Annotated in this window: 9 protein-coding genes; 1 reads left to right on the top strand and 8 read right to left on the bottom strand. The window is 57.9% G+C overall.

Annotated elements, in window-relative coordinates:
* Window positions 1–19: 19 nt before the first annotated feature.
* The 8 genes from NXS98_RS11010 to NXS98_RS10975 all read right to left on the bottom strand — a co-directional run bounded on the left by NXS98_RS11010 (window position 20) and on the right by NXS98_RS10975 (window position 6,600).
* On the bottom strand, window positions 20–454 hold the full coding sequence (locus NXS98_RS11010) for a PDDEXK family nuclease (protein ID WP_283845026.1): 435 nt from the start codon (window positions 452–454) through the stop codon (window positions 20–22).
* Between the two features lie 242 nt (window positions 455–696).
* On the bottom strand, window positions 697–1,272 hold the full coding sequence (locus NXS98_RS11005; protein WP_283845025.1) for a DUF6339 family protein: 576 nt from the start codon (window positions 1,270–1,272) through the stop codon (window positions 697–699).
* The gene (locus tag NXS98_RS11000; protein ID WP_283845024.1) at window positions 1,269–2,111 is read right to left on the bottom strand and encodes a hypothetical protein; all 843 of its coding nucleotides are present in this window, start codon (window positions 2,109–2,111) and stop codon (window positions 1,269–1,271) included. Before NXS98_RS11000 ends, NXS98_RS11005 begins: the two co-directional genes overlap by 4 nt.
* A gap of 143 nt (window positions 2,112–2,254) precedes the next feature.
* Window positions 2,255–3,577 carry a hypothetical protein gene (locus NXS98_RS10995; protein ID WP_283845023.1) on the bottom strand — a complete coding sequence of 441 codons (1,323 nt, stop codon included), beginning with the start codon at window positions 3,575–3,577 and terminating at the stop codon, window positions 2,255–2,257.
* A gap of 81 nt (window positions 3,578–3,658) precedes the next feature.
* Entirely contained in the window at window positions 3,659–3,961 is a 303-nt protein-coding gene (locus NXS98_RS10990; protein ID WP_283845022.1) for a hypothetical protein, read from the bottom strand.
* Between the two features lie 24 nt (window positions 3,962–3,985).
* A complete protein-coding gene (locus NXS98_RS10985) occupies window positions 3,986–4,537 on the bottom strand; it encodes a DNA cytosine methyltransferase (RefSeq protein ID WP_283845021.1) in 552 nt (183 codons plus the stop codon).
* The gene (locus NXS98_RS10980; protein WP_283845020.1) at window positions 4,534–5,013 is read right to left on the bottom strand and encodes a DNA cytosine methyltransferase; all 480 of its coding nucleotides are present in this window, start codon (window positions 5,011–5,013) and stop codon (window positions 4,534–4,536) included. Before NXS98_RS10980 ends, NXS98_RS10985 begins: the two co-directional genes overlap by 4 nt.
* Window positions 5,014–5,409: 396 nt before the next feature.
* The gene (locus NXS98_RS10975) at window positions 5,410–6,600 is read right to left on the bottom strand and encodes a XylR family transcriptional regulator (RefSeq protein ID WP_283845019.1); all 1,191 of its coding nucleotides are present in this window, start codon (window positions 6,598–6,600) and stop codon (window positions 5,410–5,412) included.
* A 399-nt stretch (window positions 6,601–6,999) separates the two neighbouring features.
* Here NXS98_RS10975 and NXS98_RS10970 point away from each other — a divergent pair, with 399 nt between their 5' ends.
* On the top strand, window positions 7,000–12,411 hold the full coding sequence (locus tag NXS98_RS10970) for an autotransporter-associated beta strand repeat-containing protein (protein WP_283845018.1): 5,412 nt from the start codon (window positions 7,000–7,002) through the stop codon (window positions 12,409–12,411).
* Window positions 12,412–12,483 lie beyond the last annotated feature (72 nt).

Here is a 12,483-nt window from a genome sequence, read left to right as displayed (position 1 = left end):
CAAAATTTGATTGGTACTTCTATAACACGAACATCACATTTTTAACTGCCTTTAGGCGGGGTGCGTGCAGAAGGAACGCTCCCCAAAGACGGCTCAAGATACAAACGAATGCGAGCAAGCGCGCGCGCTGGCTTCTTAAGCTCGTGTGCCCAAATACGAACAACACGCCAGCCGAGTTTTTTAGGCACCTTTTCACGTCAACGTCTCGCTGGCGGTTTCGAAGAATTTTCGCGTCCCAATATTGTTGGTTTGAAAGAGGACGGCGATAACAGCGAGGGCAACCATGCCAAAAACAACCGTCAACGAATACAGCGAGACGACTTTTAGGGAAGACAAAATCAGGTTTACCAGGAAGTCTTTGGTTTCGCCTCCAGCCTTTGATTTTGTGGATTCGAAAAAGTTGAATAAGACGAATCTCGGTGGTTGCGTTTTCACAACTCCGAATGCGCGACATAATTTGCGAGCTCACGCTTGCTAAACACGTCCATTACCCATCTGGATGCTGAGAAGAGGTCGCTTCAATTGCTTGAATTCTTGACAGTTCTGCATCAAGGAGATCCATGACCTGCCTTTCGCTCAAGCAATCCAGAATACAAACGCCTCCATGCATATTAAGAAACTTTGCGAGCTTACGAACGCGTAAACGGCTGTTATTTCCGTCTTCAAGCAAGAGAGCCTTGTGGCGCTTTAGAAATTCTAAAAACCAACCAATACTTGCCGCGAACGGCCAATTCCACGCTCCAAAATCTGCTGCGTAATGTCCAGTCTAGACAATAATATTGCCGTGAGTTCATATGGATTGTCGCGTGCAGGATCGTGGGACAGGCTGGCTGTCCACCACAAACGGGCAATGCCGTTCCTCAGTAGTGCCCTGCCCTGTGCCTGGGTGATAAAATATCGCGACTCGATGAACTTGACCGCCTTGTTTACGTCTTCCCTATACTTGTCTGCCGGCCAGCGCTTTCGCATATAAGACCATCCTTCATCATGCGTCAGCCGGGTCCATAGGCGGGGATCTCGAGCTTGCAGCGGCGTAAGGTGCGGCATGGCTTTGTGAATACGAATGGCATTTTCAATGTCTTTGAGGTCGCCATCGGCCGGTTCCACAAACTCAAGTGTGTCTTTTAACTCGAATGAGGTCAGAATAAGCTGGTTCTTCGGTACTTGGTCGGATACCCAAATAGTATCTGAATAGTAATTGTTCAAATTTTGCCGCACGCTCCCTCGCAGGCTGTTCACAAACGTTTCCTTAAATAATGTAAGCTCTTTCATGATGCGGCCTCCAATACCTGCTTCGATGCAGTTAATGCGCGCCGCAATGGCAATTCAAGTAATTTTTGGGCGAGCACTAAATTATCTGTTTCCGATTCCAAGTTGAGCAGTGTAATGCGCTTACGCAACAAACGCATCCAGCGCAAGCTGTCATCTCTCTGGCCAGCTTCTTCTGCCTTGCAGCAATGCAGTGCCTCTACAAGGGCTGGCAGCACGATAGTAGCTGTCAGCGCGGATGAAACACCTTCTTGAGCTTTAAGTAATTTATAATCTCCAAAATCGCTTTTTGATAAAATGATCCGAATTTTATCTGCGTTGAAGTCAACGCGCATTGGGAGGTCGCCTTCTTCGCGGGCCTCTTCGATTTGCATTATTGACCCGATTCGTCTTGTCGAGTCAAAAGAGTCCTCGATATTGAATTCGTAGCCTTCGGCTACAGCGAGTATATCTCCGAGACGAATTTGAAATGTAGCGTCTTCATATTCTTGGTGCGCTCCCTCTACTGAATAACCCGAATTATCAATACAGGAACAAACAAAAACATTCACTTCAACGGTGTTGTACAGGCAATCTGCAGGTATGCTAATTCGATGCTGGGACTTGGAAAACATAAAGGCCTTGCGAAACAGCGTGTTGCTGCACTCTACGTGCAGAACGTATTTGGCCTCTTCATTTATGAGCATTTGATTGATTGTAACGCTGCTGCATTTGATCTCCAACTTAATGTAATAATATTGTTTGTCCGACGACATTTCGACGGCTGCCTGAAAAGCAACGTTTGGAACATCATCGCGATTGCCGACAACTGGATGGGGATATGATCGTTGGCTAAGCTTCATGTGCGGAGACCTCCATAGCTACGCGCAGCGGCTCTGACAGTACTATGTCTAAAACCACGCGCTGGTCTTTTGTAACTTCAGAGGGCCGAGAATGCCTGTTTTCTTAATGGCAATATTCTCTCCACCCGTAATTCTCGCCGATTTTATTTCGGCAGCAACTTTTGGTCATCTCCGACTGCCGAAATCGAAAGCTCAACTTCTTTGCTTGGCTGTTCTAATGGTGTCACTGTAACGCGATACTCGCCGGAAGTGGAGTCCCGGACAAAGGTGCGATAACGTATCTTTATAGCTGGTTTCGAGTTTTCGCCGCCATGTGAAGCTGATGAATCGGCTGCGTTATTGGAGCCGCTTCTGCTTCCGGCCCCTTCAGATCTATCATCAGACGTACTATTGCCTTTAGGCGAGTTTTCCATGCTGCCGTAACTCCATTCTTGGGTTTCTTGGTCTCCATCGGATGGCGACATGTGGTCCTCCTGCATGGACATTTTGTCCCTTTCAATTTTGCGCCCCTTAATCACTTCAGGAGCCGATGGTGTGCTAGAGGTGCCGCTCAAGTTGAGATCGAAAGACTCCTCAGGCGTTTCGTCATCGTCGGGCAGGAAACGGCTAAGATCAGGGACGGAGATAACTTTAGCGTCGTCAGGCTGCGACAGCTTGCGTATGCATTCACGGATAAAGTTAACGTATTCAGACTCAATTCTTCGATTTGCACCTTTTTCAGGATGATCAGGATCCCAGGCATCGTGGCGGGGCGGTTCCATTTCTCGCAGCAGCTTATTGCCAATATCATTGCGGCACATAAAGACCCCACAGAAAGGAACTATTGAACGAAAATGTTTCTCAAATATTTTCATGCCGGTTTTTCTAACCATTGCGATGCGCTTCGGCAGTTCGGGGTCCCCTGCAATAATTCTAAGCGAGACTTCTTTCAAACAAGTCAAACATTCTGAATATTCGTGAGTTGGGTTAGTAAAGGCCTTGTAAAATTGATGAGCAGTGAAGCCCTCCATTGGAATAAAAGTTTCTAACAGGTTCTGCAAGTTGTTTTTCGAAACTTGCATGTCGCCCACTTTCACTTCCAAATCGCCATAATAGATAGCCGGCCAGAAGTTATCCAGAACTGAATATAGAAGATCATTGTGCCAATTGTAGGAGTCGGGAAAGCCAAGAACAATTACGTCCGTTCCATGCCGTAAGCGACGAAAGATAGCTGGAATGTTCTCAAAACTCCTTACTGAAGCTCCGTTAGGCTCGCCGAGAAACCCCGTTGGTTGCAAAGTGCCACCTGCCGGATGGCGGTGTGACGCAAGCGTTGCTACTCCTTGGAATACATGCTCCTCATCCGTGTTAAACGTAGTATAGAGAACTGTCCGGAGCAAGCTAGCAGCGAATGGCGCGTTCTTTCCGATGCCAAACGAGCCACCTTCGCCTTCACCCTTTGAGGAAGAGCCGGCACATCGAATCAAATTATACCAATTCTTAGATCTCGTCCATGTCACTGCCCAGCACGCCCGTTGTGTTGTAGTCTCCTATTCGAAGCGCGGGAATTATATTTCTTCTAGAAACATCCACAGCGCGACGGAAAAATCTTCGGCTTTCTTATCGTGTTGCCAGTACTCTCTACATAGTTCAAGAGCATTTGAAAGCCCATCCATGTCTGGTATGTCATTTCGCGAAAGTACCAAATGCTCAAATACGACAACCACCGGCTTAGACTGGTCATGCCTGGCGTCAAGGCTGTTCTGTATCATTTCACGCGCTAGGTAGCGGTCAAAATTTCCTTTGAACGTTTCAACCCCGGCGTCATGAAGCCCGCTATCGCGCCCCCATCGTTTTTTGGGAAAAACCACCGTAGTTCAGGCATAAGAAATTCCTCAAATCATTTTAAGCGCAATTGTGCATGCATTCAATGATCTTTTAGCTATGCGAACAACTAACGGCACTGTGACGGAGTTGCCGATTTGCTTGTATATTTGCCTCTTGGAGAGTGTCTCGGGAATTTTGAACCAAGAGTCCTCATAACCTTGAAGGCGTGCGCATTCGCGCGGGGTCAGCTTTCGAATCCCCCAGTGGTCTCTAATTACTGGCTGGTTGTGCCCTCCGTCACCCATGTTGGCCATTAACGTAAAGCACGTGCCTGTCATGTTTTTCCTAACGTAGTTTCGCCGCAGTTGATATATCGAGTCGCTTCCACCTGAGGCCATAGCTTCGGCGAACATCTGATAGTATTTAGAGGAAGGCTTGAAGTAAAAACACTCTGGTGCTTTCTGGTCTAAATCGAGAAACTCGCGCACACTGCGCAGTGAGCCGTCTGGCAGTGGTTCTGGGAATTCGAAATGGTTTGCTGCAAAATGGTCACAGCTTAATGCGACCATAAAGATACGCTCTCGGTTTTGGGGGATCACTGTGTATTCCAGTGTGTTCATAATTTTGCGTTGCTATCCCCGAACCAATAACCTGCCTTCTGAATTTCTGTCTGAACCCGCTTGTAAGTCCGGCCTTGGTCATGTGATTTGAAATGTTTGACATTCTCCAGCAGCAGCACCTTGGGCTTTCTGCGGCCAAACTCCTTTATAATTCGTATTATTTGGAAAAACAGCAGCCCTCTTTCATCCTTCAAACCTCGCCTTTCCCCTGCTATTGAAAAAGGTTGGCATGGAAATCCAGCCGTTAATACGTCAACTTCCTCAAGGCAATCGCCAAGGACCGTTAATTCTTCTATAGGTTTGTTGAGACATCGGACGTTGGGGTAGTTCAGGCGGAATGTTTCAGCCTGCAATTTGTCCTTTTCATTTGCCCAAACAACGGTTGCGCCTGCTTCTATGAAAGCCCTGCAAAATCCGCCAATTGCAGCGAACAGCGAGCCGACTTTGACTGGGGTTCCGTTGCCTGCAGAATTCATTGTCTCGTGACATGCGGTTTGAAGGCTGCGCCCGCCGGAAGCTTGCAGTCAATGTGGACAAGCTCCCTTTTGCAGGGCTTGTTTGCTCATTTGGGAGTGCTTCAACCGTGGCGCGTTCTTAGCCCTCCGCTGCGCCCTGGCATTATTTGTTGAAGCGTAGACCAATATTCTGTCTCTGCTGCCGCCGTAGCCGACCAGCCAAAGGCGGTTGCCGTCTAAATGCATTTCGCGAAGAGAATCAATAATTTGCTGGTAGTCTGCCATTGGCAGGGACTGTAGTACAGACATGGGTGTTGTCAAGCAGGGAATGGGCTCGGGGCGGTTTTGCTGCATATGGCGAGCGGCTGATGGGGCGGATTCGGGGGCGCTGGCGGCGTAGTGGGGGGCTGGGTGGGGTCAGGTGCGGGCGGGGGTTGGTTTTTGGGGGCGGCGGAGCTGGCGGGGGGGCATGCCCAGGCGTTGTTTGAAGACGGCGCACAGGTATTCCACGTGCTTGAATCCGCAGCGCTCGGCAATTTCAATCATCGGCAAATCCGTGTTCACAATCAAATCCTGGGCGCGTTTCAAGCGCGCCTCGATGATGAGCTGATGCACCGATTTGCGCAGCACGGCGCGGAATCGCCGCTGCAACACCGTGCGCGACAACCCCACCTGCCGGGCCAGGGCATTGACTTTCAGCCCTTCGCAGGCGTGCTCGCGGATGAGCCGCAGCGCCGCCGCCACCTGGCGGTCCTCGATGGCCAGGGTGTCGCTCGAAAGCCGCGTGACCACTCCCGCCGGCGCCACGAGCACGGGTTTTTCCGGCGGGGCCTGGCCGGCCATGAGGCGTTCGAGCAGGGCGGCGGCCTCGTAGCCCACCTGTTCGTGATTGGGCACCACGCTGGAGAGCGGGGGATTGCAGACCTCGCAGAGCGGCTCGTCATTGTCCACGCCGATGATGGTGAGTTCATCGGGCACGGCCACGCCGGCGCGGCGGCAGGCTTCCAACAGCAGGGGGCCGCGCTGGTCGGAGCAGACCATGAGGCCGGCGGGCTTGGGCAGGCGGGTAATCCACGCCGCCAGGTCGTCCTCCACCGCCTCCCACGAGCCAAATGTCTCCACCCCCCGCGGCAAATTATACACCTGGGCGCTGCCGCCCTCTCGCAGCACCGCCTCCACAAACGCCTGCTCGCGGTTGTGCGACCAGTTCTCGCCCTCGATGCCGAAAAAGCCAAAGTGCTGAAAACCACGTTCCAGCAGGTGGGCGGCGGCCAGGCGGGCCACCTGGGCGTCGTCCACATGCACCAGGGGCAGGGGCAGCCCCGGCACCACGCCCAGGACGTCCACCGCCGGCAGGCCCGCGGCCAGGACGGCCTCCGCAATTTTGCGGTTCTGCACCCGCACAATGATGCCGTCACCCCGCCATTGCCGCAGCCACTTGGGCACCGCCTCCTCCAGGCTGCGGGGTTGGTAGAACAAGGCCCACGGCCCGTGCCGGCGCACATACCGCGCCACCCCCCGCAAAATGGCCCGCCCCGAGGCCAGGGAGGTCTCCACAATCAGGGCCACATGCGGGCGCTGGCGGCGGTGGTTTTTAACCGTAACCATGGGGCTATCCAGATTTTTTAACTCAGACCCACCGTAAAGCATCCAGGACACCGGTAAAAGCAAAAATTGCCCTGCTTGCCCGGCTGGGCGCGAGACGGCGCAACACGAGGACATTTCCCCGGAATGCCTTGTTATTTGGGCATTAACTCTCATATCCGGGACAGGGGAACTTGCGCTCCAGGAGTTGGCAGAACGGCCAGGAAAGCCGTTTGTCGTGAGACCCGATTTCTTAAGTTTTTGCTCCAATTCCTCATGGAAGGCTGGGGGTGAGCGTGGCATATTTATAACATGCCTGTAACCATGGATGTAGGGAATACGCCACTCTGGCGGAGTGGCGCCGATTTTGTTTGCCTTGCCTCAAGGAGTGGAATTAGAGTTAATTAATTAACTAAACTAACTATGAAAACCGTGCGTTTCCTCGCCCTGGCTTGCCTCTGTGCAGGCCTTTCTTTCTTCACCAGCTCACTCCAGGCCGCTTCCGGCGGCTGGGTGGGTGGACCGTCCGGACCCTGGCATGAGCCAACCAATTGGAGCAATGGCGTCCTGCCTGATGACGCCGATGGCTGGGCGATTGCCGAAGTCACCAATGGCATGGCCATCATCAGCACCGCCGTGCCGCGGGTGAGTGAGGCCTGGGCCGGCAACAGTGGCGTCCCCGGGATCATTGTCGTCACCAACGGCGGCGTGCTCACGGTGGCCAACTGGCTGGTTTCCGGGCGCGCGGGGTCCGGTTTTACCCCCATGAGCCATTTGATTGTCCACAACGGCATCGTGAACAAGGCCGGGGACGGCTTCCTGGTGGGGGACATTAACAATTGCCGCGGCACGTTGACCATTGCCGGCACTGGCACCGTCAACGTGAATGGCGGCTGGTTTGGCGTGGGCAATGGCGAGGGCGGCTGGGGCTGGGTTTTCATGCGCGACGACGCCCGCCTGTTGCTGGCCGACGGCCGGGATTTCAACATTGGCGACTGGGGCACGGGCCGCGGTTGGATGTACCTGCAGGACAACGCGCGCATCGAGGTGCGCCGCTTCTGGGTGGGCAAAAACGACACCGCCGGCGTGATGGTGCAGCGCGGCGGCACCCTGCAGGGTTTCACCCCCACCGCCAATGAATGGCGGATTGGCGAGGGCGGCAACGCCTATGGTTTCTACTGGATGGCGGCGGGCACTTTCAACAACCCCAACAACCTGCACATTGGCGCCAGCGGCATCGGCCTCTGGTATCAGACCGGCGGCACCACCACCTGGGGGAGCTGGACCGCGCCTGGCCGTTACGCCAGCGGGCGCGGCGTGGTGTATCTGACCTCCGGGCGCGTCAATCACACCGGCGCCAGCACGCGCCTGTTTGTGACGGAACAAGGCCGGGGCGAAGTCAACGTTTATGGGGATGCGGTGGTGGATTGCAACCTGGGGCTGGTGGTGGCTCATGCTTACAGTGGGGCCACGGGCAAAGGTTATCTCAACATTAATGGCGGGCGCGTGCAGGTGCCGCGCTTTGAGCGCTGGGGTGATGCCCCTGGCGGGCTGGCTTATGTGAGCTTCAACGGCGGCGTGGTCCAGGCCAAGGCCAATGAAGGCGCTTTCTTTGAGAACATGACCGAGGCCCGGGTGTACGCCGGCGGCGCGGTGTTTGACACGGCCGGCTTCAACATCGGCGTGAATCAACCGCTGGTTGCACCCACCGGCAACGGTGTGGCCAGCATTCCCGTGGTGGATGGCGGCAGCGGTTACATGGGGCCGCCCTGGGTGGAGATTGTGGGCGATGGTTTTGGCGCCACCGCGGTGGCCCTCATGGAGGATGACGGCACGGGCAACGGCACCTTCCGGGTGCGCTCCATTCTCGTCACCTGCCCGGGACGCGATTACACCCTGCCGCCGACGGTCAACCTGAACGGCGGCCTGCCGGTCACCCCGGCCACGCTGGATGTGGCCACGCTGGCGCCCAACCAAAGCGGGGGCGTCACCAAGTTGGGCAATGGGATTCTGACCCTGGGCGGGGCCAACACCTTCACCGGCTCCACTTTGGTGCAGGCGGGCACGCTGCGCGCCAACCGCCTGAATGTGTTGGCGGCGGGCGCTGGTCTGACGGTGGCGTTGGGAGCGACGTTTGATTTGAATGGTTACGATCAGGTCGTGGGTTCTCTGAGCGGGGCGGGCCAGGTTTTGCTGGGCACCGCCTCTTTGACCAGTGGTGGCGACAACACCTCCACGGTGTTCTCCGGCAACATCTCCGGCGCCGGCGGCCTGACCAAGCAAGGCTCGGGGGCTTTGGTGCTCAGCGGCGCGAACAACTACAGCGGCCCAACCCTGGTGAGCGCGGGACGCCTGGTGTTCTCCACCGCCACCACCAACCTCGGCAATGTGTCCGTGGCCGACAATGCCACGCTGGGCGTGCAAGTCGCCGCTGCCAACAGCCGGCTGACCGCCGCCAACCTCACCCTGGGCGAGGCCATCTGGTCCACCCTCGAAGTGGACTTGGGCGCGTTTGGCAATCCGGCGGTGGCGCCGGTGGAAGTTGCCGGCACGCTGACCCTGAATGCGGATGTGGTGGTCAACCTCTCCGCGGCCAGCCTTACCGTGGGGCAATTCCCGCTGATTCACTACGGCACCAAGACCGGCGTGGGCCAGGTCATGCTGGGCAGCCTGCCGCCGCGGGTGGTGGCGGAGCTGGTGGACAACCAGGCCAATCAATCCATTGATGTCCGCGTGACTTCCATTGAAGCGCCCAAGTGGGCCGGCATGGTGCCCGGCGGCGCCTGGGACATTGGCCTGACCACCAACTGGGTGGGGGCCTCCACGGGCAACCCGATGGTTTTCCAGAACGGCGATGGCGTGTTGTTTGATGACAGCGCGCCCGGCACCACGACGGTCAACCTGATGGCGGCGGTGGAACCGGCTTCCGTCATCGTCAACAACAGCAACCTCAATTACACTCTCACCGGCGAAGGCAAAATCAGCGGCGCGACGGGTCTGACCAAGAATGGCGCGGGCGCCCTGACGTTGTCCAACACCGGCGGCAATGACTACGCGGGCGTGACCGCCATCAACGACGGCCTCCTGCGCGCGGCGGCGCCCAATGTGCTGTCGTCCAACAGCGCGGTTCAAGTGGCTGGCGGCGTCCTGGACATCCTGGGCAACAACCAGACCGTGCCGCAGGTGAGTCTGGCCAGCGGCTCGATTGCTGGCTCCGGCGGCACCTTGCTGGCGGGCAGCTTCCAGGCGCAGGCCGGCGCCATCAGCGCCAACCTGGCCGGCCCGGGCGGTCTGACCAAGACCACCCCGGGAGTATTGACCTTGAGCGGCAACAACACCTATGCCGGTCCCACCTTGATTTCGGGGGGCACCCTGGTGGCAGCCGCTGCCAACACCCTCTCTCCCAACAGCGCCCTGCAAGTCTCCGGCGGCGCGCTGGACATTCTGACCAATGACCAGGCTGCCGGGGCGGTGACGTTGACGGACGGCACCCTGGCGGGCAGCGGCACCTTGACGGCGCCTTCCTTCAACCTGCAAAGCGGCACCGTCAATGCCAACCTGGCTGGCCCGGGCAACGTGACCAAGTCCGGCGGCGGCACGGTGACCGTCAACGGCGTGCTGTCGCAGGCTGGGGCCACCGTGGTGAATGGGGGCACCCTCGTGCTGGCCGCCCAGAACACCTACGGCGGCAACACCGTGGTGGGCAACGGCGGCGCGGTGGTGGTGACGGAAGACGCCAACCTGGGGGCGGGCCGCATTGACCTGAATCCCGGCGGCACCCTGCGCGTGACCGGCACCAATGCCTTTGCGTCCTCGCGCAACATCTGGTTTGGCACGGCGGCCTGGAATGGCGGCACCTTTGCCGTGGATGAAGGCCAGGTGGCGCTTTTCACCGGCAGCATGAGCGGCGCCGGCGCGGACACCTACTTCTTCAAGACCGGCCCGGGCACCATGGTGTACGCGGGCACGACGGCCTTTGCGGATGCCACGCATTTCTTTGTCAACGGCGGCACCTTGGTGTTGAGCAACGCCAACCTCTCGGTCAACCGCTGGAGCGGCGTGGCCAGCTCGGCCAACGCGGACGGCGCGCTCGTCATCGCGGGCAATACCCGCCTGAACGTGGCGCACGACTTCAATATCGGCGACGTGACGCCCTCGCGCGCCCGTTTCTACCTGATTAGCGACGAGGCCGAGGTGGTCTGCAACGCCTTCGACATCGGCAAGCCCGCCAACTGCGTGGGCGTGGCCTACCAGACCGCGGGTGTCCTCCGCAATGGCGCCAATTGGTTTGGCGACTGGCGCATCGGCGGCCAGTGGGGCACGGGTGACGTGGGCGCCTACGGGTTCTATCAGCTCTCCGGCGGCGTGTTCTCCAACGTGGTGAACAATTGGCAGGTGGGCGCTTATGCCCAGGGCGTCTATTACCAGACCGGCGGCACCAACTACCAGGGCGGCTGGACGGCCTTTGGGCGATTTGGCGGCAGCCCCAGCTATGGTTATGGCGTGGGCTACGTGACGGGTGGCAAATTCCTGCACGTCCTGCCGGGCCAGCGCGTGATTGTGGCCGAGCAGGGCCGTGGCGAGTTCACTCTCGCCGGCACTGCCGAAATGGACACGGCGGCGGGGATTTGGATTGGCCTGAACTATGGTGGCTTTGCCGGGTACGGCATCTTGAACCTCAATGGCGGCACCTTGGCAACGCCCAGCGTCTCCATGCGGGATGTGGGCGCCACCTCCTTCCTGAACCTGAACGGCGGCATCCTCAAGGCCAAAAACAGCGAGGCCAGCTTTATTGCCAACCTGACGGCCGCCTACGTCTATGCTGGCGGCGCCGTGATTGACTCCGCCGGTTATGATATTGTCATCCCGCAGCCCCTCCTCGCCCCGGATGGTCAGGGTGTGGTGAGCATCACGGTGGACAACCCGGGCAGCGCGTACTTGGGGCCGCCCATCGTCCAAATCACCGGCGACGGCACCGGCGCCACGGCGGTGGCTGAAATTGACCCGCTGTCGGGCACCGTCACCAACATCATCGTGACCTCTCCGGGCCGCGGTTATACGACGGTCAATGTGACGCTCTCCGGCGGCGGCGGCACGGGCGCCAGCGCCACCGCCGTGTTGGGGGACAATGTCTCCGGCGGTTTGACCAAGCTCGGCGAAGGCCGGCTCACCCTCACCGGCGCCAATACCTTCACCGGGCCGGTGTTGGTGCAGGGGGGCACGCTGGTGCATGACGGCTCCTTTGCCGGCTCCGTTACGGTGGCCAACGGCGGCGCGCTGGACCTGGGTCCGGCCTTGGAAGACCTGGAAGTTAAAGGGGCGCTGAACCTGCAGGGTACCCTCTACCTGGACATCAATCCTGACCAGATGGACGCCGACCGCATCTTTGGCACGCCCAGCGTGACCTTCGGCGGCCGCCTGGTGGTGCGCAACCTCGGCGGGCCTGCTCGTCTGGGCGATTCCTTCTGGCTCTTCGATGCGGCGTCCTTCAGTGGCGCGTTCGCCGAGGTGGTACTGCCGGAATTGGAGCCTGGCTTGGCGTGGGACATTGAGGCGTTGGAAGCCACCGGCATCCTGCAGGTCATCCGGGTGGTCACGGTGCCACCGGTCATCAGTGGCTGGTTGCTGGACCGCAACAACAACACCCTGACCCTGGAGTTCACCGGGCAGCAGGGCCAAACCTACTGGATCCAGGGTGCCACCCAGCTCTCCACCAACACGGTGTGGCAGACCATCAGCACCAATGTGGCTGACCTGGTGAACGGGCGGTTTAATTACATCCTCACCAACACGGCGGAGTTCCCGCAACGTTACTTCCGCACGGTGAAGCCTTGAGGATGTCCCGGCCACGCGGCCCAGGCCGGCCGCCGGTACCGGGCAACCATGTTAAAGCCGCCGGGCGCAGCG

This window comes from Fontisphaera persica (assembly GCF_024832785.1).
Classification (GTDB): Bacteria; Verrucomicrobiota; Verrucomicrobiia; order Limisphaerales; family Fontisphaeraceae; genus Fontisphaera; species Fontisphaera persica.
The sequence above is the reverse complement of the archived record's forward strand: the minus strand, read 5'-3'. Positions and strand labels throughout refer to the sequence as shown.

Coding starts and splice junctions, on each gene's coding strand:
- NXS98_RS10980 (WP_283845020.1), bottom strand. CDS start 5,013: ATGAATTCTGCAGGCAACGGAACCCCAGTCAAAGTCGGCTCGCTGTTC.
- NXS98_RS11000 (WP_283845024.1), bottom strand. CDS start 2,111: ATGAAGCTTAGCCAACGATCATATCCCCATCCAGTTGTCGGCAATCGC.
- NXS98_RS11010 (WP_283845026.1), bottom strand. CDS start 454: ATGTCGCGCATTCGGAGTTGTGAAAACGCAACCACCGAGATTCGTCTT.
- NXS98_RS10985 (WP_283845021.1), bottom strand. CDS start 4,537: ATGAACACACTGGAATACACAGTGATCCCCCAAAACCGAGAGCGTATC.
- NXS98_RS11005 (WP_283845025.1), bottom strand. CDS start 1,272: ATGAAAGAGCTTACATTATTTAAGGAAACGTTTGTGAACAGCCTGCGA.
- NXS98_RS10970 (WP_283845018.1), top strand. CDS start 7,000: ATGAAAACCGTGCGTTTCCTCGCCCTGGCTTGCCTCTGTGCAGGCCTT.
- NXS98_RS10975 (WP_283845019.1), bottom strand. CDS start 6,600: ATGGTTACGGTTAAAAACCACCGCCGCCAGCGCCCGCATGTGGCCCTG.